18 protein-coding genes are annotated in these 20,047 nt (G+C 48.0%); 5 read left to right on the top strand and 13 right to left on the bottom strand.

Features of this window, described 5'->3' with window-relative positions; genetic code table 11:
- Positions 1-151: 151 nt before the first annotated feature.
- From ACFS7Z_RS00910 to ACFS7Z_RS00895, 4 genes are all read left to right on the top strand, one after another.
- A complete protein-coding gene (locus ACFS7Z_RS00910; RefSeq protein ID WP_377479467.1) occupies positions 152-1,264 on the top strand; it encodes an AMP-binding protein in 1,113 nt (370 codons plus the stop codon).
- 65 nt (positions 1,265-1,329) lie between these two features.
- Positions 1,330-2,205 (top strand): SMP-30/gluconolactonase/LRE family protein, encoded by an 876-nt coding sequence (locus ACFS7Z_RS00905; protein ID WP_377479464.1) that lies wholly within the window; start codon positions 1,330-1,332, stop codon positions 2,203-2,205.
- 81 nt (positions 2,206-2,286) lie between these two features.
- A complete protein-coding gene (locus ACFS7Z_RS00900; protein ID WP_377479461.1) occupies positions 2,287-3,210 on the top strand; it encodes a DUF1835 domain-containing protein in 924 nt (307 codons plus the stop codon).
- Positions 3,211-3,284: 74 nt separating this feature from the next.
- Complete coding sequence (locus ACFS7Z_RS00895) at positions 3,285-3,704, top strand: hypothetical protein (RefSeq protein WP_377479458.1); 420 nt, start codon at positions 3,285-3,287, stop codon at positions 3,702-3,704.
- Between the two features lie 107 nt (positions 3,705-3,811).
- On the opposite strand, the gene hutG is transcribed toward ACFS7Z_RS00895, so the two are convergent.
- From hutG to ACFS7Z_RS00880, 3 genes are all read right to left on the bottom strand, one after another.
- Positions 3,812-4,786, bottom strand: a complete 975-nt coding sequence (hutG, locus tag ACFS7Z_RS00890; protein ID WP_377479455.1) for a formimidoylglutamase — start codon at positions 4,784-4,786, stop codon at positions 3,812-3,814.
- Positions 4,787-4,854: 68 nt separating this feature from the next.
- Positions 4,855-6,084, bottom strand: coding sequence for an imidazolonepropionase (gene hutI / locus ACFS7Z_RS00885; protein ID WP_377479453.1), 1,230 nt, complete (start codon positions 6,082-6,084; stop codon positions 4,855-4,857).
- A 124-nt stretch (positions 6,085-6,208) separates the two neighbouring features.
- Entirely contained in the window at positions 6,209-7,915 is a 1,707-nt protein-coding gene (locus ACFS7Z_RS00880; RefSeq protein ID WP_377479450.1) for a urocanate hydratase, read from the bottom strand.
- Between the two features lie 103 nt (positions 7,916-8,018).
- Here ACFS7Z_RS00880 and ACFS7Z_RS00875 point away from each other — a divergent pair, with 103 nt between their 5' ends.
- Positions 8,019-8,651, top strand: coding sequence for a class I SAM-dependent methyltransferase (locus ACFS7Z_RS00875; RefSeq protein ID WP_377479446.1), 633 nt, complete (start codon positions 8,019-8,021; stop codon positions 8,649-8,651).
- A 145-nt stretch (positions 8,652-8,796) separates the two neighbouring features.
- Here the strand turns inward: ACFS7Z_RS00875 and ACFS7Z_RS00870 are convergent, their stop codons facing one another.
- The 10 genes from ACFS7Z_RS00870 to ACFS7Z_RS00825 form a co-directional block, all read right to left on the bottom strand.
- A complete protein-coding gene (locus tag ACFS7Z_RS00870) occupies positions 8,797-9,741 on the bottom strand; it encodes a sugar phosphate isomerase/epimerase family protein (protein WP_377479442.1) in 945 nt (314 codons plus the stop codon).
- A 54-nt stretch (positions 9,742-9,795) separates the two neighbouring features.
- Entirely contained in the window at positions 9,796-10,683 is an 888-nt protein-coding gene (locus ACFS7Z_RS00865; protein ID WP_377479439.1) for a hydroxypyruvate isomerase family protein, read from the bottom strand.
- A gap of 26 nt (positions 10,684-10,709) precedes the next feature.
- Positions 10,710-11,975: a nucleoside permease gene (locus ACFS7Z_RS00860; RefSeq protein ID WP_377479436.1), complete on the bottom strand. Its 1,266-nt coding sequence runs from the start codon at positions 11,973-11,975 to the stop codon at positions 10,710-10,712.
- 201 nt (positions 11,976-12,176) lie between these two features.
- On the bottom strand, positions 12,177-12,914 hold the full coding sequence (locus ACFS7Z_RS00855) for a 3-keto-disaccharide hydrolase (RefSeq protein ID WP_377479433.1): 738 nt from the start codon (positions 12,912-12,914) through the stop codon (positions 12,177-12,179).
- A gap of 4 nt (positions 12,915-12,918) precedes the next feature.
- Positions 12,919-13,518 (bottom strand): c-type cytochrome, encoded by a 600-nt coding sequence (locus ACFS7Z_RS00850; protein ID WP_377479430.1) that lies wholly within the window; start codon positions 13,516-13,518, stop codon positions 12,919-12,921.
- A 21-nt stretch (positions 13,519-13,539) separates the two neighbouring features.
- Positions 13,540-14,592 carry a sugar phosphate isomerase/epimerase family protein gene (locus tag ACFS7Z_RS00845; RefSeq protein ID WP_377479427.1) on the bottom strand — a complete coding sequence of 351 codons (1,053 nt, stop codon included), beginning with the start codon at positions 14,590-14,592 and terminating at the stop codon, positions 13,540-13,542.
- Between the two features lie 8 nt (positions 14,593-14,600).
- Positions 14,601-15,770 (bottom strand): Gfo/Idh/MocA family protein, encoded by a 1,170-nt coding sequence (locus tag ACFS7Z_RS00840; RefSeq protein ID WP_377479424.1) that lies wholly within the window; start codon positions 15,768-15,770, stop codon positions 14,601-14,603.
- 129 nt (positions 15,771-15,899) lie between these two features.
- On the bottom strand, positions 15,900-16,463 hold the full coding sequence (locus ACFS7Z_RS00835) for a gluconate 2-dehydrogenase subunit 3 family protein (RefSeq protein WP_377479421.1): 564 nt from the start codon (positions 16,461-16,463) through the stop codon (positions 15,900-15,902).
- An 80-nt stretch (positions 16,464-16,543) separates the two neighbouring features.
- Positions 16,544-18,010, bottom strand: coding sequence for a Gfo/Idh/MocA family oxidoreductase (locus ACFS7Z_RS00830; protein ID WP_377479419.1), 1,467 nt, complete (start codon positions 18,008-18,010; stop codon positions 16,544-16,546).
- 52 nt (positions 18,011-18,062) lie between these two features.
- On the bottom strand, positions 18,063-19,742 hold the full coding sequence (locus tag ACFS7Z_RS00825) for a GMC oxidoreductase (RefSeq protein ID WP_377479416.1): 1,680 nt from the start codon (positions 19,740-19,742) through the stop codon (positions 18,063-18,065).
- Positions 19,743-20,047 lie beyond the last annotated feature (305 nt).

Genomic DNA, 20,047 nt, shown 5'->3' with positions numbered 1-20,047 from the left:
CTAATAAAATGCAAACAGAGCAGGTGAAGAAACAACTCTTTGCCTGCTCTGCTTGCTTTAAAGCTACTTTACATACTATTTTGTAAGTCTTAACCATAGGAACACACAAAGGTCCAACCGGTCTCCTTGTAAACTGTAAACTGATTTATTTATGGATGAAAAGTATCTTCTGCTCAACGGCAAGAAATTCTATTACGACGAGATAGCAGCATTTTCTTTCAGGAACAGCATTCCCCTGGACGGCTACGAAAGCAAGACACTTGAATTCTGCCGCAGCTGGTTGAGCGGCGTTCAGGAGTTTCCTATCCAGACATCGGGGTCTACGGGTGTTCCTAAAACAATATCACTGACACGCCAGCAGATGGAAGCCAGTGCCCGCAGAACCATAAAGCTCCTCAATCTGCAGAAAGGCGACTGTGCTTTGGTTTGCCTGAACACGGAGTATATTGCCGGTATGATGATGCTGGTCCGGGCTTTTCTGGCAGATTTGAGCATCATTATTGTTGACCCGGTGAGTAACCCGCTTTCGCTTGTTAACCGCGAAGAGAGAATAGACTTTGCCTCCTTTGTGCCCATGCAACTGCAGACAATCCTGGAGGAAACGCCGGAGGCGCTGGAGCAGCTTAACCTCATGAAAGGCATACTGGTGGGCGGAGCACCTATTTCCGCTACCTTACAACGGGAAATCCAGCGAATTAAGCCTGCTGTATGCCTCACTTATGGTATGACAGAAACAGCATCGCATATAGCTGTGCGCCGCCTGAATGGCGCTGAAGCCACGGATTATTACCAGGTGCTCGACGACATACAGATAGGGATGGACAAGCGTGGCTGCCTGACCATACGTGGGGATGTTACGCTGAACCAACTACTGTCTACCAATGACATTGTAGAGCTTCTCACCCCTACCCGCTTCCGATGGATCGGGCGTGCAGATAATACCATCAATACTGGTGGCGTGAAGGTGCAAATAGAAACAGTAGAGGTAGCCGTTGCCGCTGCATTAGCTGAAGCAGCCCTATCTCCTTCTTTTTTTGTAGCTGCCCAGCCCGATGAGTTGTTAGGCGAAAAAATTGTACTGATAATGGAGGGAGATCCTCTAAATGAGGCACAGGAAATAGTTTTTTTTAACCACTTGCACACACTACTCAAAAAGTATGAGGTACCAAAGGAAATCATTTATAGCCCATCTTTCTCACTAACAGCAACCGGTAAAGTATCCCGACCGCTGACCATGCGAAAGCTTGGCCTGTACACAGACTAGCCCCTCATATAATAACAGCTGAAACGTGAAGCCGTAGTATATATAAATCAACTTTATAATATATTATGCGAATTTTACTTAAGAATGCTTGTTTCACTTTGTTGCTGCTAAGTCTTAACAGCTGTGCAGGCAGGCTATTTTCTTCTAAAGCTCCTGTAGAACTGGTGCAGGCATGGGCATCTGATAACACGCTCCGCACACCTGAATCAGTGGTACATGACCCGGCGCGCAATACCATCTATGTATCCAATATCAACAAAGCTTCCGGAACAAGAAAAGACGGTGACGGATTCATCTCCCGCCTTAGCACAACGGGTGAGATAGAAGAATTGTACTGGGTTTCCGGATTAAATGACCCAAAGGGTACCGCCTTGCATAACAACGTACTCTATGTAGCCGATGTAGATGAAATTGTAGCTATCTCCACACAGTCAGGTGCTGTACTTGGTAAGTACAAAGCAGACAAGGCCACCAACCTCAACGGCATCACCGTGGATGACGATGGAACTGTTTTTGTGACCGATTCAGATGAAAAAAACATTTACCAGCTTCGGAATGGCCGCGTGAGCACCTGGATAGACAATACCAGGCGCGAGAACCCCAATGGCATTTACAAAGACGGAAACCGCATGATAGTTGCCTTTAAGAACAGCGGTAAAGTCCGCTTTCTGAATCCGGAAACAAAGAAATTCACAGACTGGACGGATGGGATTAAGTCGGCCGATGGCATTGCGGAATCCGGTGACGGCAACTACCTTGTATCCAGCTGGGATGGTGAAATTTTTTATGTAAACGATCAGGGCAAGAACTGGAGTGTTCTAAATACGCAGGGCCAGAACATGAATACTGCAGATATCAACTATGCTGACAGGTTAGGCATGTTGTTGGTTCCTACTTTTAAAGACAACAGAGTTATAGCCTACAAGGTAAGAAAACGCTAAGTCATTTAACCGACAAAAGAAGGGCAGCTGCACGAATAGTGTATCCTGCCCTTCTTTTGTCGTATAGGATTGTAGGCATACATGATGATGAAACAGCTTTCTCCCCTACACATATTAAATGGTGATGCTTCACTTCCGGCCTTTAAAGCTGCTAAGCTACCGGGGCAGGTACTGGTATGGCGGGAAATATTATCAGAAGGGCCTGCTGTTGCCAATATACCAGAAGAAGCTTTCTGGCTCAGGCGCCAAACCTACATTTACAATACCTATAGAGAAACAGCAGCCTCCTATCAGCAAAAAGTACTGGATGAGCTTCCGAAATTAGATGCGGCAGGTTCATTTTTTGAGATAGTGCTCTGGTTTGATGCGGACTTGATGTGCCAGATTAATCTCCTGTACCTGCTGCACCGCCTTTATCAGCTTCAGCCACCTATGGTTTCAGTTTGCATACCGCCTTTGCATGAGAATATTGCGCTGCTTCAACCCAAAGCAATAGAACAGCTTTTTGAAGGCAGGCAGCAGCAAAACAGCCTTCAGCTAAAGCAAGCTCACGAACTTTGGCAACTATACGCCGGACCAGACCCACTGGAGCTGCAAAATTATTTACAACAGCATCAGACAATGCCACCTCAGCTCAGGAATGCATTGGTACTGCACCTGAGCCGCTTCCCGGGGTGCAGAAACGGACTTAGCCTTCCTGAAGAAGCATTAGTTCGCCTTATACAGACAGGTGCCACTACAAAGGAGCAACTGATGCAACAGTTCTTGCAACAGCATCCGGGGTTTGGGTTTGGGGACTGGCAGCTCTTGCACATCCTGGGTCAGTTCAAACCAGCGCTCGTCTTAGATACTGTTCCATACAAGCTGACACCTCATGGCATTCAGGTTTTAAATGGAGATTCATCTTACAGCTCAAAAGAACATTGGCTGGGGGGCTACCAAATTGGCACGTCTAACAAACTGTGCTACAATTCTATAACTCAGCACTTAGAAATTTCTTCCTGAATCTGTAGATATTCTTAAAGATTGGCCCTAAAACTGCATATGCCCTGCTGTACCTGTAGTTTAAAGAACGGATTATGATGATGAAGCAGAAGTATGTATTTGCCCTTGCCACTTTGTTACCACTGGCAGCCACTCTTTCGTTTAGCACAATCGCACAAAATACGAACAAAGTTCTGCCGGCGCAGCATAAACAGCACGTGCAGTTAGGTTCTGAAAATGATTTTGACACGAATTATGAAACACTTTCAGGAATAAACCTTCAGTATATTGGAAAAGGCAATTATCAGTTGGATTTCTCACAGAAGCTAAATGAGGATGCTATACTAAGCATAAAAAATACAGCACAGAAGGTTGTGTACAAGAAACCGGTAAACGTCAACAACAAAACCTCTTCCTGGCGCTATAAATTAGGGAAGCTGAAACCGGGCACCTATTTGGTAGAAGTAGCAACAAGCGACACGACGTACTGGACCAAATTTGAAATAGGACGCTAATCAAAGCAAAAAAGCCTCAGCGGCTCTAAACTGTTGAGGCTTTTTTATTTTACCAATACCCTTCACCTTAAAATCTCTACTAATGAAAGTCTAGTAGCTAAAAGACGTTATACTTTCGCCCACTCCTGTACGACATGATAAAGGATTCCTGCGGCAAGTTTGGCGGTACGGTTATCAATATCATAAGAAGGATTTAATTCTGCCACATCCATACTCACTAATTTGCCACTTGCTATCACCTTCTTCAGCATTGCCAGTACAGGCTCCGGTGGAAGCCCCAATGCATTTGCTGCACTGACGCCGGGAGCATATGCAGCGGCAAACACATCCAGATCAAGCGTGACATAAACTGCCTCCACCTCCTCCAGCCATTCCTGCAGATTGCGCTGCAAATCGGATATAGTATGTCCGTTTACCTGCTCTGCACATGTATAACCTACCTGCAGCTTATGCGCTGACTGAAACAGCATGCGTGTGTTGCCCTGCTGCTGAATTCCGATGCAGTTATAGATAAACTCCCTTTCCTGCGCACGCAGCTTATGAGCTATTTGCAGAAAAGGAGTACCGGAGCTGCTTAGCAGTTCATAGGACCGCAGATCAAAATGAGCATCGAAGTTGAGAATGCCTAACCGCTGTTTTGATGTTGCCTGCTCCAGACCCAGAAAATGGCCAAAAGCTGTTTCATGTCCACCTCCAAGCACGATGGTTCTGTAACCTAACTGCAATAGAACCGCCACTTTTCTACCAAGCTGCTCTTGTGCCTCCTCCAGGTTCTGGTTGGTGCAAAGTACATCCCCGGCATCGTATAGCGCTACCTCCGGCGGCAGGTGATGCGCAAAAGAGGCCATAGCGCCCCGCAGGCTTGCCGGTCCGTCCACGGCGCCAGTTCTGCCTTGGTTCCTGCGCACGCCTTCATCACAGCAAAAACCCAGAAAAGCAACAGCAACCCGTTCGTCAGCCACACGAGGCACTTCTCCAGACAAATCCAAGTACTGGATTACCTGGTGCCAACGATAGCCCAGCTCCTCGTCATGCAAATCTGTCCGGCCTTTCCAGGCTTGTTTAGAGGAAGGTTTATACATATTCTTATAGATACGCTGTAAGGTGGAGAACTTCTTATTCCACCCTCACTCACGAGGGTGAAGTGTTTTCAATTGCGCCTGTTCGAATTTCTAACGGCTTGTGCATCCTTTACGTTATCTCCCTTTTTCCAAACAATAGCTGGCTTTAGCTTACCCTGCAGGTATAGAATTTCTTTATAATTGTCTGTCTGAAAGGCTATCATGTCAGCACAGTAACCTTTTGCCAGCTCTCCTCTGTCTGAGAGCCCCAGTGCGCGGGCGGCACGTGTGGTGATGGCTGCGAAAGTCTCGGCTATGGAAAGTTTCTCTGCGGCTCCGATAAGAGCAGCCTGCAATAGTAAATCGCCCATAGGAGCTGAACCAGGGTTCCAGTCAGTAGCAATGGCAAGGCAAAGACCATGGTCCAGTAGCCTGCGGGCAGGTGCAAATGCCATTCCTAAGCCAAGAGAGGCTCCCGGCAAAACGGTAGCCACGACTCCGGCATCTGCCAGCTGTAGCATAGCAGCTTCATCGCTTGCCTCTAAATGGTCTGCACTTACGGCACCAGCTTCAGCCGCTACCCTGCTTCCACCGGTATTAAACTGATCTGCGTGCACGGTGAGCTCAAATCCCATCCGCTTCGCCTTGATTAAGTAATCCAGCGATTCCTTCTGGTTGAAAGCCGATTCCTCTACGAATATGTCTACTCTTCTGGCCAGACCCTGCTCTTTCACCTGGGGCAATAGTTCATCCAGCAGATGCTGCAGGTAGGTGCCTGAAGTGGTAAACTCCGACGGACGTGTGTGTGCTGCCAGGCAGGTTGGCACCAGGTCCAGCGCATGATGCTTGTGCACCAAGGCAATAGCTTCCAGCATTTTAAATTCATCATCTACTGTAAGGCCGTAGCCACTTTTCACTTCACAGGTAGTCACTCCCTCCATTAAATGCCTGTCGCACCGCTTCTTTAGCAGGCCTACCAGCTCTATTAAACTAGATTCCCGGGTTTTGCGCACGGTGTCTAGTATGCCACCGCCGCTATGGGCAATATCCAGGTAAGATTTACCCGCCACCCGAAGAGCATAGTCGTTTGACCGCGAGCCGGCAAAGCAGATATGAGTATGGGCATCAATCAGCCCGGGCAGCAGCACCATCGGCTCCTCAATCATTTCTATCTGATATTCTTTTGACAGCGCTTCCTGCTGTAAACGATGGTAAGCATCTATTTTCAGTATTTTTTCTCCCTGAACCAACACACCCGCCTGCTCCACCACTTGTAGCTGCCCGTCACTTACCGGCCCCTTTTCAGGTAAGCCAGTCATAGGTAAAATCTGGCAAAAGGGTCCTATCAGCGTTATTGTTGTATGTTGGGATTTCATTTTTCCTTGTTGCCAGAAGTATAAGGATTCGCTTTCTTCACCTACTGTATCCATCAGCTCAGGGTAACTATAGGTTTAGGCCAAACTTTTCTGCATTCTCCTGCGCTGACTCATAACCTGCATCGGCATGGCGGAAAATACCCAAGGCTGGGTCGTTGAAGAGCACCCGGCGCAGGCAACGTTCAGCGCGTTCTGTACCATCTGCTAAAATGACCATACCGGCATGCTGAGAGTATCCGATTCCTACTCCGCCTCCATGATGAAAAGAAACCCAGGTGGCGCCTCCGCCGGTATTGGCCATCAGGTTAAGCAGGGGCCAGTCTGACACGGCATCGGTGCCATCTTTCATACCTTCTGTCTCACGATAAGGAGAAGCGACAGAGCCACAGTCGAGGTGGTCGCGGCCAATGACAATGGGTGCCTTAACTTTGCCTTCCCGAACGAGTTGATTGAAAAGGAGGCCGGCCTTTTCCCGTTCGCCCATACCCAGCCAGCAGATTCGGCAGGGTAACCCCTGGAAAGCCACCTTCTCCTCTGCCTCATTCAGCCACCGGATCATATGCCTGTTCTCCGGGAAAAGCTTTTTCAGGGCTTCATCTGTGACACGGATATCCTCTGGATCTCCTGAGAGGGCTGCCCAACGAAAAGGACCTTTGCCTTCGCAGAAAAGAGGGCGAATGTACTCCGGCACGAAGCCCGGAATCTGAAAAGCATTTTTCTCCCCGCCCTGCTGCGCAAACTCCCGCAGGTTATTGCCATAGTCAAACACTTTGCTGCCCCTGCTCTGCATTTGCAGCATGATACCCACATGCCGGGCCATACTCTTGAGTGAGCGCTGCTTATACCTGTCCGGGGCAGAAGCGCGAAGGCTTCTTGCCTCAGCTAAAGAGATGCCATCCGCCACATAGCCATTCAACGGATCATGGGCAGATGTCTGGTCTGTCAGTATATCAGGAATGATGTTATCCTGCAGCAGGCGCTCCAGCACATCCCCTATATGGCCAACAAGGCCCACAGATAGCGCTTCTCCTTTCTCCTTTGCCTCCAGCACCCACTGCTTCGCTTCCTGGTAATCTGTAGTCATTTTGTGGACATAGCGGGTATCCAGGCGCTTTTTAATTCGCTCCGGGTCAACGTCTACTCCTAAAAAAGTAGCTCCAGCCATAGTAGCCGCAAGAGGCTGCGCGCCACCCATACCTCCCAAACCACCGGAAACGAGCAGCTTATGGCGAAGATTACCGTTAAAATGTTTTTCACCGCAGGCTACAAAGGTTTCATAGGTGCCCTGCAGTATGCCTTGTGTCCCGATATAAATCCAGCTTCCGGCTGTCATTTGCCCATACATGATCAGGCCGCGCTTTCGCAGGTCGTTAAAATGCTCCCAAGTCGCCCAATGCGGCACCAGATTACTGTTGGCTATCATGACCCGCGGCGCCTCCGGGTGTGTCCGCACCCTGCCAACCGGCTTACCCGACTGCACAAGCAGGCTCTCATCTTCCTCCAGTTCCAGCAGCACCTCAATTATCTTCCGGGCATCCTCAGGCGTGCGTGCTGCCTGCCCGGTTCCGCCATATACAACCAGCTCAGCAGGCGCTTCGGCAACTTCTTTTGAAAGGTTGTTCAGAAACATGCGTAAGGCTGCCTCTGCCTGCCAGTTCTTAGCGTGCAATTCTGTTCCGGGGGGAGGTGTATAAGTTGGGTGGCTCGCGTATTCCTGCAAAAACTGCTCTACCGTGAGCCTTGCCGTTTGAGAAGCTGAAGGTGTCTTGTTCATTCTTTAAGGATTTGATATGCGTCTATTCAAGTATTCGAAAATTTCTTCAGAAAGTATAGCTAAAGTGTCATAAATTGAGCAGAAGAACACTTTTGAGAGCACTATGTATGTACCTGCACTTGAATCGTTACCCGCTATTTTCGGCAACCTCGACATTTACCTGTTCGACCAACTCCTGAAAGGCCGCATCAGGAAAGGTATGGACTTACTTGATGCAGGTTGTGGCGTCGGAAGAAACATTCAGTACCTGCTGCAAGCTGGCGTTACAGTTTATGGAGCTGATATTTCAGCAGAAGCCATACATAAAACGCGTGAACTGGCGAAGCAGGCATCATACGGAATTGAAGGTAATTTTATTGTTTCTGACTTAGCTGCATTACCCTATGCTAAAGGAAAGTTTGATGTCGTTCTGTGTAGTGCCGTGTTACATTTTGCCAGAGATGAGGAGCATTTCAGAAGGATAGTAAAGGAGCTGTGGCGTGTGCTAAAGCCAGGGGGAATGCTTTTTTGTCGTTTTAGTACAACAATAGGTATGGCAGGAAAGCTGCAGCAGGTAAGTGAGCGCCATTACCAGATGCCGGATGGACCTGTGTGGTTCCTGGCAGATGAAGCCTTGCTGCAGGATTTATCAGTTTCTTTAGATGCGGACTTACTCGAACCACTTAAGACTGTTTTGGTAGAACAAGTCCGAAGTATGACCACCTGGGTTCTGCAAAAGGAGATGGTGCCCAAGTAAACAGTCTACTGGGCATCTATTCTTTGATCGGCTAGTTTAAAACAGAAACCCCTTATACATCCCTGTTATTAGAACCTGGAAAGTATAAGGGGTTTAATTAAATTTAACTAACGGCAGCAAACTATAGCCATTATATCAACTGAAATTAAAGTAATGTATTAGCTATATAATCATGGCTCTGTTTGATGCTGTTATAAGGATCCATGCCAGCAGCAAAGTTTTCCTGCTCTACATAAATGTGCTCTACATTATTTGCAGAATTATCAAAAAGTGTCTTATAGTCGATGCTGCCGCTGCCAATTTCAGTGTTCAGCTTCGGATCAGTTTTGTCCATGTCCTTCACATGCCACATCACAAAACGATTCGGATGCTCCTGCATCATGGCTACCGGATCTTTTTCTGCTCTATATGCCCAGTATAGGTCCAGTTCCATCTTCACTAACTCAGGGTCAGTCTCCTTTAACAGAATCTCGTAGCCTGTTGTGTCGCCAAATTGCTTGAACTCGAAATCGTGGTTGTGGTAAGCCAGCTTAAGTCCCTCATCGTTTACTCTTTTGGCAGCAGTGTTCAGGGCTTGTGCTACTTTTCTGTAGTCATCCGCACTCTGGCGCAGATTATCGCCTAGATATGGAACAGTAATATATGTTTGCCCTATCGTTTTCGCGGCTTCGATATAGTCTGTTAGCATCTGATCGTTGCCGCCGGCTAAGATTGGATCAAAGCCGTAATGGCCGCTTGGGCTAGTTAAATTGTGCTTCTTGAGCAGCTCGTTAAACTGGTTTGCATCCAGTCCCCAGAAACCATCTGCCTTGGAGTAGCCATAGGTCTCCACTTTCTTATAGCCTGCATCAGCTACTTTGGCAATAACTGACTCTATACCCTCTTTGCCAATCTGCTCGCGCAAGGAATATAACTGGATACCTAGCTCCGTATCAGCGTTGGACGCCGTAGTTGCATCTGTTTTAACTTCGGTCGAAGCAGTTTCTTCAGTTGCTTCGGTGTTGGAGTTACAGGAAATGAGAGATGGAGTGATAAAAACCCCGGCTGATAATAAACCAGCTGCTCGCAGAAATGATCTTCTTTTGTTCATTATGCTCTTTTAGAAGTATAAGTGGATAGTATAAAATCAAAAATATAGCAGTATTTAAACATCACAAATACGAATCGCCTCCCTTAAAGAAGCCAGCTTGTCCGGCTGTGCAGGTATGAACTCCTGCGCCACATAGCCTTTGAAACCGGTATCCTTTATGGCTCTCATAATGGCTGGATAGTATAGTTCCTGCGTCTCGTCAATCTCGTGCCTGCCCGGAACACCAGCTGTGTGGTAGTGGCCAATGTAAGGATGGCTGTCTTTGATGGTGCGTATAACATCCCCTTCATCTATCTGCATGTGGTAAATATCATACAGCAATTTGAAGTTTTCAGAACCGGTTGCTTTTGCCAGGGCCACTCCCCAGTGGGTGCGGTCCGCCATGTAGTCTTTGTGGTTTATTTTGCTGTTCAGGAGCTCCATTACCAGCACCACATTGTGCTTTTCTGCGAGCGGCAGTATCTTCTTCAATCCTTCGGCGCAGTTCTTCAGGCCCGTTTCATCGTCCATCCCTTTCCGGTTGCCGCTAAAGCATATCAAATTCTTATATCCTGCCTTGGCCACACGCGGAATCATCTCGGTGTAGTTCTTTATTAACCTGGCGTGGTACTGCGGGTCATTCCAACCTTCGGTTAGGCTAATCTCTGCCCCGTTGCACATGGTAGACTGCAGCCCGTGCTTTTGCAGAGTCGGCCAATCATTCGGACCAACCAGGTCGATGCCTGTTATACCCATGCTCTTTGCTGCAACACAGAGTTCTTCCACCGACATCCCATTAAAGCACCAGCGGCACACAGCGTGATTAATGTTACCTTTCAACTTAGTGGTCTGTGCAGTGTCGGCATACGCTATCATTGGATTTAACATACCTGTTGCGGTTAAGGCGGCAGTACCTGCAAGTACATTCTTCAGTGCAGTTCTACGGTTAGGGTGATGTGACATTATGATAAGTTAAGGTTTGGTTTTACTTAAGAACGTATCTTCAATTCTCTTTGCCCCGAAGGTATATCGGCAGGCTGCCGGACTGTTGTGTTTTGCCTGTTTGCCCTGTCTTTGAACAGCAGCAAAAACAGCAGGAGGACAACAGCGGCGATACCTGATGGTATTAACCAGATGGCTTGCCAGTTGTGCCCGCCTCCGGAGGTTTGAAAAGCATCTACAATTACACCGGATAAGAGGGAGCCGATAAGCATTCCCACGCCATAGGTAGCCAGCGTTATCATGCCCTGAGCAGCACTCTTAAAGCGCTCCCCTGCGAGGTTATCGGTATAAATCTGCCCGGTTACAAAAAAGAAGTCATAGCAGATGCCATGCAGAATAATGCCCCCAATTAGCATCCAATAGCCTCCTTCTATATCGCCAAACGCAAAAAAGAGATAACGCAGCACCCATGCAAACATGCCTATGGCCAGCATCTTTTTTACGCCTAACCTCACGAAGAACAAGGGCATCAGGAGCATAAACAGCAGTTCAGACATTTGGCCCATGGCTTGTTTACCTGCTGCAGACTCCATACCCAATTCGTTCAGGAACGGGTTGGTGAAGTTGTAGTAAAAGGCAAGCGGGATGCAGATGGCAACAGAAGCCAGGAAAAATGTGAGGTAAGAACGGTTCTTAAACAAGCCTATAGCCTCAAGACCAAGCATATCACCGATGGTTGCCTTGCCTGCACCTTTTATAGGTGGTGTATTGGGGAGCGTAAAAGAGAATAAACCTAAAATTGCTGAGGCAATTGATGCCATCCGGAAGGTAAGGCCAAGGTTGCCGTTCTGCTCCCAGTTCAGCCATCCGATGGTTAAGCCCGCAATAATCCAACCTAGCGTACCCAACACCCGGATAGGTGGAAACTCCTTACTTGGATCCTGCATCTGCCGGAAAGACACTGAGTTGACCAGTGCCAGCGTGGGCATATAAAGGATCATGTACACCAGAATGGTAGGATAAAAGGCATCGAAATCTGTTACGACGGAGGCATACCATAACAGAGCAGCGCCAATGAGGTGCAGCACTCCCAGAATACGCTGCGCAGGAAAAAATCTATCGGCGATGAGGCCAATTATAAAAGGAGCCACAATTGCTCCGATGGATTGTGTCAGAAAAGCAACCCCCACCTGTGTGGCAGAGGTCTCCAGTTCTGATAGCAAATAAGTACCCAGTGTAACAAACCATGCGCCCCAGATGAAAAACTCCAGGAACATCATGAAAGACAACTTTACACGGGTAACCGGATGCATAGTTTCTGGATTAACTTGATAGTGGATTTACTTTAAGTAAATATTAGAAGGAGCTCAGGAAGTAAGAGCACATAAAGTAACAGGTACTTTCAGCTGCTTCACTTTTGCTTAAATGGTCCCTCTGCACAGCAATAGGTTGAAGTAAAAGGCTACATATACTTATGATTTAGCATTTTATCCCCTTGATGCTACAGCAAAGAGTTAAAGCTCTTTGATCATGATGTTTCTGTACCACACTTCGTCCCCATGGTCCTGCAGTGCGATTTTACCTGATTTGAAGGTTCCCCAGTCCGGCATATCAGCAAATTTGCTACCCGCTATCATGGCTTTCCAGTTATCATCCCAAAGCGTAGTGTCCACCACCTGCGTCCCGTTCTGGATGAGCTTAAGCCTTCCATCTTTGCTGATTATCTCTACCTGGTTCCATTCTCCGGCGGGTTTTACATTTTCAGGTGTTCCGGTCACTAAATCATAGAGGTCGCCTGCGCGGTGCTTCACAATTTTTGCGTCGGGATGTCCTTCATTGTCCAGCACCTGCATTTCTAAACCAGTGTTGTAAGTATTCTGGTATTTAGCGGGATCTTCCTTTACATAAAAGATGATCCCGCTGTTACCATTCTTTGCCACTTTCCAGTCCAGTTTCAGGTGAAAATCTTCGTACTCCTCATCTGTTACTAAGTCGCCACCGGTACCTTCTCCTGCATTCGGGTCCAGGTACAGTGTGCCATCCTGAGCTTTCCAGGCCTGGCCTACTGTGTTTTTACCATATGTATGCCAGCCAGTTATCGTCTTGCCGTTAAACAATTGCTTCCACTCCCCGTTTTCATCAGTGGCTTGTGGTACCTCTGTGTTTTCAGCAACCTCCGTCTCTGATTGTGACGACTGGCAGGAAATCAGGGCAGCAGACAATAGTACTGCAGAGAAGATGTTACGGATCATACCTTTACTTTTTCAGTGACAAAATATACTTAGCCATTTCTTTAGCATTGTCACGGCTCAGATCAGGGTGCGGCGACATTGGAATCTGTCCCCATACGCCTGCACCGCCTTCTATAATCTTACCAGCAAGGTAGTCTATGTTCTTATCGTTGAACTCATACTTTGCGGCAACCTCCTGATAGGCAGGGCCCACTAATTTCTGGTCCACTTTGTGGCAAGCCAGACAGTCAGAAGTGGCGATCAGGTTTTTGCCTTTGTCGTAGTTCTCCTGGACAGCAGCTGGTTTAGCAGCAGTCGTTTTTGCTGCAGGGGTTTTTGCTGCATCCGTGCTGGTATTTGCTGTAGCAGCACCAGTGGTAGTGGCTGGAGCAGTAGCTACCTCAGGTTCTCTATCTGTTCCGATTTCATTTATACTGGTATCTACCTCAGACTGCTTGGTTGCAGCACTTACTTCTGCTTCTGAATTGGCATCGCTGTATACGGGTGTTTCTTCTGCAGTTTCTATATTATCTCTGTTATAGTATTCTTCACCTTCTGTGGTCTCGGAAGAACCGCATGCTGCCATAAAAGTGCAGCAGCTAATAACCATCCATATCTTTTTCATGAGTTTTTCTTTTGTTTTAAATTATAAGCCTAATATAGTGCGATTTTTTGCTTCATCTACGCCAGAAGCTGCAAAATCGTCAAAAGCTTTCTCTGTTACGCGAATTATGTGATCCTGGATGAACATGGCTCCTTCACGGGCACCGTCTTCCGGATGCTTGAGAGCACACTCCCACTCCAGCACCGCCCAGCCTTTAAAGTCATAAGCTGTCAACTTACTGAATACGGATCCAAAATCAACCTGGCCATCCCCAAGTGAACGGAACCGACCAGCCCTGTTTACCCAATTCTGGTAGCCGCCGTAAACGCCTTGCTTGCCAGTTGGGTTAAATTCAGCATCTTTTACATGGAACATCCTGATGCGCTCATGGTAGTGGTCGATGTAGGAAAGGTAATCCATGGCCTGCAGAACAAAATGCGACGGGTCGTAGAGCAGGCACGCTCTTGGATGGTTATTTACTTCTTCCAGGAACATCTCATAGGTTACGCCGTCATGCAAATCCTCACCAGGGTGAATTTCATAGCACACGTCCACGCCTGCTTCGTCAAAAGCATTTAGTATAGGTGTCCAGCGGTTCGCCAGTTCTTTGAAGCCAGCTTCTACCAAACCCGCAGGTCGCTGAGGCCAAGGGTATACCGTGTGCCAGAGTAAAGCACCGCTAAAGGTACCGTGGGCATTCAGGCCCAGATTCTGAGATGCTTTCGCTGCGTTCTTTAACTGCTGCACCGCCCACTCGGTGCGGGCTTTTGGGTTGTTGCGGTACTGCTCCGGAGCGAAGCCATCAAACAGTGTATCGTAGGCGGGATTCACGGCAACCAGTTGCCCGTGTAAATGGCTGGAAAGCTCTGTTATTTTCAGTCCCTGCCCTTCCACAATACCTTTTATTTCATCAGCGTAAGTTTTGCTTTCTGCTGCCTTTTGTACATCAAAATATTTAGTGTCCCAGGTTGGTATCTGCACGCCTTCATACCCAAGTCCTTTAGCCCAACGGCAGATAGACTCCAGGCTGTTAAAGGGTGGCTGATCCCCTAGAAACTGTGCTAAGAATATTGCTGGTCCTTGTATAGTCGTCATAGTTTATTTTAAATAGTGAAGTCAATCCATTTCTTATCTGATTTGCCGGAAGCAATCACGTTTTCAATGAAGGCCATGCCGCGCACGCCATCTTCCACATCCGGGTAGTCCTGCCATTCCGGCTGCGGCTCCTCGCCATTCATATTGGCTTTTACGCATAAGGCAAAGTTGCGGTACAGGTTAGCAAACGCCTCCAAATAGCCCTCCGGATGGCCGGCTGGGGTACGGGAGTTGTGCTGCGCATAAGAGGATAGGTAGTCACCGCCGGCAGTGCGGTAAATTTCAGTGGGTCTGTCGAACCACTTCACCTTCAGGGTATTTTCATCTTCCTGCTGCCACTCTAAGCCACCTTTTTCGCCATACACCCTAATTTTGACATTGTTTTCTTCACCAGCTGCAACCTGTGTGGCAAAAAGAACGCCACTGGCTCCATTATTAAATTTAAGCAGGGCAGCACCGTCATCATCGAGTTGGCGACCTTCTACCACCACATTAATATCAGCGTTAATTTGCGTTACCTCTAAGCCACTTACGTACTCTGCCAAATTGAAAGCGTGGGTGCCTATATCACCCATACCACCGGCAATTCCGCTTTGCTTCGGATCTGTTCTCCAGGAAGCCTGCTTGAGCTGTGGGTTATCGCCTCCTTCCTTAAAGGTGCTCAGCCAGCCCTGTGGGTATTCTACATATACCTTGCGTATTTTACCTAACTTACCGGAGGCAATGATTTGCTTCGCCTCTTTCACCATCGGGTACCCGGTATAGGTATGCGTCAGGCAAAACAGTTTTCCGGTACGTGCTACTACCTCCCGCAGTTCCAGTGCTTCTGCTAAAGAGAAGGTCATCGGCTTATCGAGAATAACATGGTAGCCGCTTTCAAGCGCCAGCTTAGCCGGCTCGAAGTGCACATGGTTAGGCGTTACGATGCTGATGACCTGCACCCGCTCGTTTTCCGGGAGTTGCTTCTCTTTCTCGAACAGTTCCTGGTAAGAGGCATATACCCTGTCCGGATTCAGACCTAACTCTTCGCCGCTTGCTTTAGATTTAACGGGGTTGCTGCTGAAGGCACCGCACACTAAATCATATTGATTATCGATCTGAGCTGCAATGCGGTGTACAGCACCAATAAAGGCACCTTGCCCGCCGCCGATCATTCCAAATCTTAATTTTTGATGCATCAAAAGATTTTTAAATGAACAATAGCTTTATTTTGGTTATAATAATGAATAGTATATAAAATGTTTATCCTTTACACATTTATCAAGCGCAAAGGATAAACATTTTGTGCATATGCAGGTGCAGTGCTTTTATACTGCCCAGGCTCTGTCGCCCTTTTTGTATGGCATACAGCCATCGTAACGCCCGGGAACTGCAACAAACCGTAATGCCTGTGTGGCGCCTACTTCCGAGGTAAAGTAACCCAGTAGGGTCAGCTCTTTTATCATCCTGAAATAATGGTTAGGCGCACCGTCTGCTTTTGAGAGCATATGCTCCTGCTGCTCCTTATCTAATGCTCTTACCAGAGTGGTACGCTGCTCCGGGGTTAACTGCATGAAACTTTTGCCAAACTCTTTGTCGCTGGCCTCATTCAATTTAGTGATGCCCTCCAGAAATATTTTTTGATCTTCAGGGGCATAGCAATCCTGCACCATTACGGCCATAAACTCACCTACGTTAGCCGCTTTGGCTCCAGGAGTGCTTGTGGCAGGCAGAATAGTGTCTCCTACTTCGTTTAGTAGCGCCACCTGCTCCTGCTTAAATAAATCGCCTACCTCCAGTTTTCTGGAAGTACAGGATACCAGGAGGTCGGCACTAATCAAAGTACCGCCCATTAACCATGCTACTGCTGATATTGCTTCTCGTCTGTTCATGTTATTTTAAATGACAGCGTTATTGATTATTTTCATTTTCAGACCCGGCTCCCTGAAGTATATAAACCGGCATTTTTTTCTTAAGCACCAAGTGTCCAGCCACTTCGGTAGTCGCGCTTCACAAACTGGTTAACCTCATCAAAATTGGTGATACGCATGTTCTGGTTATCCCAAAGCAGCTTCACAGATCGGCCTGGATAATCATACCCCTCACCGGATGCCTTTGGTTTTCTGATATCGTACCCCCTGATGGCGAGATTGGCCATGAGCAAAGCTTCTGTTAACGGACCGGAAATTTCAAAGGGGGCACTCATTTCTTTTTTACCATAGCCAGCAATACAACCTTCTACCCACTGGGCATAATGGCCATCGGCACCACCTGGCACGCGGGGAATAGTTTGCTTCACCTTCACCTCTTCGTTTCTGGAGAGCGGCAACAAGCGTGGGTTAGCGGCATAGGTACTGGACATCATCTTGCCTTTGGTGCCGATAAACAACGTACCATTACCACCGTCGCCGAAAAGTTCGTTTGGCCCCAGTTCCTCTGGTCTTACCGGCTGTATACCGCCATCCATCCAATGAAGTTTTATAGGTCCCTGTGTTTTCGCTGTTTTTGGAAACGTGAGGGTAACATGGCTGGAGGGAGGGCAGCTCTCAGGGAAATACCCGCGCTTAAACTCATCCACGTACACACTGCCCACACTAGCCTGAACATCAGTAGCATATTGCAGGCCCAAAACACTAAAAGGGGCTTCAATCAGGTGGCAACCCATATCGCCCAGGGCGCCGGTACCATAGTCCCACCAGCCGCGCCAGTTAAAAGGCACCAGCTTTTCTACATAATCCTTGTAAGGTGCTGTATTTAGCCACAGGTTCCAATCTAACCCTTGCGGTACTTCTCCTTTGCCAGTTGGCCAGGAAATTCCCTGCGGCCAAACAGGTCTGTCAGTCCAGGCATAGATGGTATGTACATCACCGATTACGCCGGCATCATACCACTCCCGCAACTGCCGCACACCATCACCGGAGGCACCTTGATTTCCCATCTGCGTCACCACTTTATAGCGCTTGGCAGCATCCGTCAGGGCACGGGCCTCATAGATATCGTGTGTTAAAGGCTTCTGAACATAAACATGTTTGCCCAGTTGCATGGCTGCCATGGCCTGAACGGCGTGACCATGGTCTGGCGTGGATATAGAAACGGCATCTATCTTTTTCCCTTCCTTGTCCAGCATCTCACGGTAGTCCTTGAAGTACTTTGCCTTAGGAAAACTTGCCCTGGATTTGGCAGCCCGCCTGTCGTCTACATCGCAAAGGTAGGCGATGTCTGCCTTTCCTGATTTGTAGAAACTGGCCAGGTCGCTTTCTCCCTTACCACCCACACCTATACCTGCAATTACAAGCTTATCGCTGGGTGCCAGAAAGCCCGGTCCGCCTAAAACATGGCGTGGTACAATCATGAAACCCGCTGCAGCAACAGCCCCTGCTTTCAGGAAACTCCTTCTTGAACTGCCAGCGGCTGTATTAGATCCTTCTTTCTCAGACATAGCCTGTTAATCTATATTAGCTTTTGATTTTAAGGAATTCAACCTATACTGCTTAAATGTTTTGTCGCTTGAGCTCTTTCACTGCATGGTCTACAGCTCTTGCAGTAAGCGCCATGTAAGTGAGCGAAGGGTTTTGATTACCGGCAGAGGTCATACAGGCACCATCTGTTACATAAACGTTCTGCGCATCCCATACCTGGTTATTGCCATTCAGTACCGAAGACTTGGGGTCTCTACCCATTCGGGCTGTTCCCATTTCGTGGATACCCTGACCGAAGCCATAACCGGCATCGTAAGTTTTCACGTTCTTAAGCCCGGCTGCCTCCAGCATTTCTGCGGCATCCGCACTCATGTCCTTGCGCATTTTGCGCTCGTTTTCCTTTATCTCCGCATCGATTGCCAGCACCGGAAGCCCCCACTTATCTTTCACGCTCTTGTCCAGCGTGATTTTGTTTTCGTGGTATGGCAAAGTTTCCCCGAAGCCATTGATACCCATAGTCCACTGGCCTGGCTCTGTCAAGGCGTCTTTAAACTCGCCACCTACATTCATCTCGGCAATTTCCCGGCTCCAACCTTCCCGGCCTGCGCTGCCTTGGTACCCGAATCCACGGATATAATCCCGTGTATCTCCTCCTATGTTGCGGTAACGCGGGATATAAATACCGTTCGGACGTCGGCCATAGTAATATTTATCTTCATACCCCTCCACAGTACCGGTAGCTCCTGTCCGGAAGTGATGGTCCATGAGGTTGTTTCCCAATTGGCCGCTGCTGCTGCCCAGTCCTTCCGGCCATACATCGGTAGCAGAGTTCATCAGCACCCAGGTTGTATTAAGGGCAGAAGCGTTTAAGAATACGACTTTAGCCAGGTATTCATAGGTTTGGTTTGTCTCCGCATCCAGCACCTCCACTCCTTTCGCTTTCTTCGTGTCTTTGTCATAAAGCACACGCGTCACGATGGAGTATGGGCGCAGCGTCAGATTGCCTGTTGCCATAGCAGCCGGTAAAGTGGCGGACTGCGTGCTGAAGTATGCGCCAAAAGGGCATCCTAACCAGCAGGCGTTACGGTACTGGCAGTTGGTTCTGTCGTGGTGTGCCGCCGTAAGGTTGGCTACCCGGCCAATGATCATGTGCCGGTTATTATTATAGTGTTGCTTGATGCGTGCAGCCACATCCTTCTCCACGCAGTTCATTTCCATTGGAGGCAGGAACTCGCCATCTGGCAGGTGCGGGATGTTTTCCTTGGAGCCACTGATGCCGGCAAACTTCTCAGCATAGCTGTACCAGGGGGCTATTTCGGCGTAGCGGATAGGCCAGTCTACAGCAATGCCATCCTTGGCATTGGCTTCAAAGTCCATGTCGCTAAGCCGGTAGCTTTGCCGCCCCCACATTAGGGACCTTCCGCCTACGTGGTAACCACGGTACCAGTCGAAGCGTTTTACCTCCACATAAGGGCTTTCCTTCTCGTTCACCCAGTACTCCAGGTTCCGTTCGTTCAGCACATAGTCCCGCTTCAGCACAGGATAGTTTTCTATCATCTCCTGTGTACGGCCTCCGCGGTGTTCGAATTCCCAGGGTGCCTTTGTTGCATTCACATAGTCCTTCACGTGTTCTATGTTCCGGCCACGCTCCAGCATTAAGGTTTTTAGCCCTTTCTCAGTAAGTTCTTTGGCAGCCCAGCCGCCTGAAATTCCGGAACCTACTACAATTGCATCATATACATTTTCAGCCATAATTCAGGGTGATTCGCTATTAGATTTTAATTTATTATCAATGGTGTCATAATGACGCAGGGCATCCTAAAATGGTATTCCGGAACCGCAGCACGAGAAATGAACGAATAAGTATAAAATTTAAATTAATCAAAAACAAGTTATAGCGGCAAATACTGCCGAACGTATCTGAGTACTCACTACAGAAAGAGAAGATAAAATACAATCATCTATATATTCAGAAGCTATAGATCCTGTTCATTGCCTATAGGTTACAGTTTAGATGAAGATGAAGGATAAAAGGAAACTTCAAATCATGATTTTCT

This window comes from Pontibacter toksunensis (assembly GCF_042686245.1).
Taxonomy (GTDB): Bacteria; Bacteroidota; Bacteroidia; order Cytophagales; family Hymenobacteraceae; genus Pontibacter; species Pontibacter toksunensis.
This window is presented reverse-complemented; position numbering and strand designations above follow the sequence as displayed.

Excerpts from the sequence above, each read along its gene's own strand:
- ACFS7Z_RS00910 (WP_377479467.1), top strand. The coding sequence starts at position 152 with ATGGATGAAAAGTATCTTCTGCTCAACGGCAAGAAATTCTATTACGAC.
- ACFS7Z_RS00905 (WP_377479464.1), top strand. The coding sequence starts at position 1,330 with ATGCGAATTTTACTTAAGAATGCTTGTTTCACTTTGTTGCTGCTAAGT.
- ACFS7Z_RS00900 (WP_377479461.1), top strand. The coding sequence starts at position 2,287 with ATGATGATGAAACAGCTTTCTCCCCTACACATATTAAATGGTGATGCT.
- ACFS7Z_RS00895 (WP_377479458.1), top strand. The coding sequence starts at position 3,285 with ATGATGATGAAGCAGAAGTATGTATTTGCCCTTGCCACTTTGTTACCA.
- hutG (WP_377479455.1), bottom strand. The coding sequence starts at position 4,786 with ATGTATAAACCTTCCTCTAAACAAGCCTGGAAAGGCCGGACAGATTTG.
- hutI (WP_377479453.1), bottom strand. The coding sequence starts at position 6,084 with ATGACTGGCTTACCTGAAAAGGGGCCGGTAAGTGACGGGCAGCTACAA.
- ACFS7Z_RS00880 (WP_377479450.1), bottom strand. The coding sequence starts at position 7,915 with ATGAACAAGACACCTTCAGCTTCTCAAACGGCAAGGCTCACGGTAGAG.
- ACFS7Z_RS00875 (WP_377479446.1), top strand. The coding sequence starts at position 8,019 with ATGTATGTACCTGCACTTGAATCGTTACCCGCTATTTTCGGCAACCTC.
- ACFS7Z_RS00870 (WP_377479442.1), bottom strand. The coding sequence starts at position 9,741 with ATGAACAAAAGAAGATCATTTCTGCGAGCAGCTGGTTTATTATCAGCC.
- ACFS7Z_RS00865 (WP_377479439.1), bottom strand. The coding sequence starts at position 10,683 with ATGTCACATCACCCTAACCGTAGAACTGCACTGAAGAATGTACTTGCA.
- ACFS7Z_RS00860 (WP_377479436.1), bottom strand. The coding sequence starts at position 11,975 with ATGCATCCGGTTACCCGTGTAAAGTTGTCTTTCATGATGTTCCTGGAG.
- ACFS7Z_RS00855 (WP_377479433.1), bottom strand. The coding sequence starts at position 12,914 with ATGATCCGTAACATCTTCTCTGCAGTACTATTGTCTGCTGCCCTGATT.
- ACFS7Z_RS00850 (WP_377479430.1), bottom strand. The coding sequence starts at position 13,518 with ATGAAAAAGATATGGATGGTTATTAGCTGCTGCACTTTTATGGCAGCA.
- ACFS7Z_RS00845 (WP_377479427.1), bottom strand. The coding sequence starts at position 14,592 with ATGACGACTATACAAGGACCAGCAATATTCTTAGCACAGTTTCTAGGG.
- ACFS7Z_RS00840 (WP_377479424.1), bottom strand. The coding sequence starts at position 15,770 with ATGCATCAAAAATTAAGATTTGGAATGATCGGCGGCGGGCAAGGTGCC.
- ACFS7Z_RS00835 (WP_377479421.1), bottom strand. The coding sequence starts at position 16,463 with ATGAACAGACGAGAAGCAATATCAGCAGTAGCATGGTTAATGGGCGGT.
- ACFS7Z_RS00830 (WP_377479419.1), bottom strand. The coding sequence starts at position 18,010 with ATGTCTGAGAAAGAAGGATCTAATACAGCCGCTGGCAGTTCAAGAAGG.
- ACFS7Z_RS00825 (WP_377479416.1), bottom strand. The coding sequence starts at position 19,742 with ATGGCTGAAAATGTATATGATGCAATTGTAGTAGGTTCCGGAATTTCA.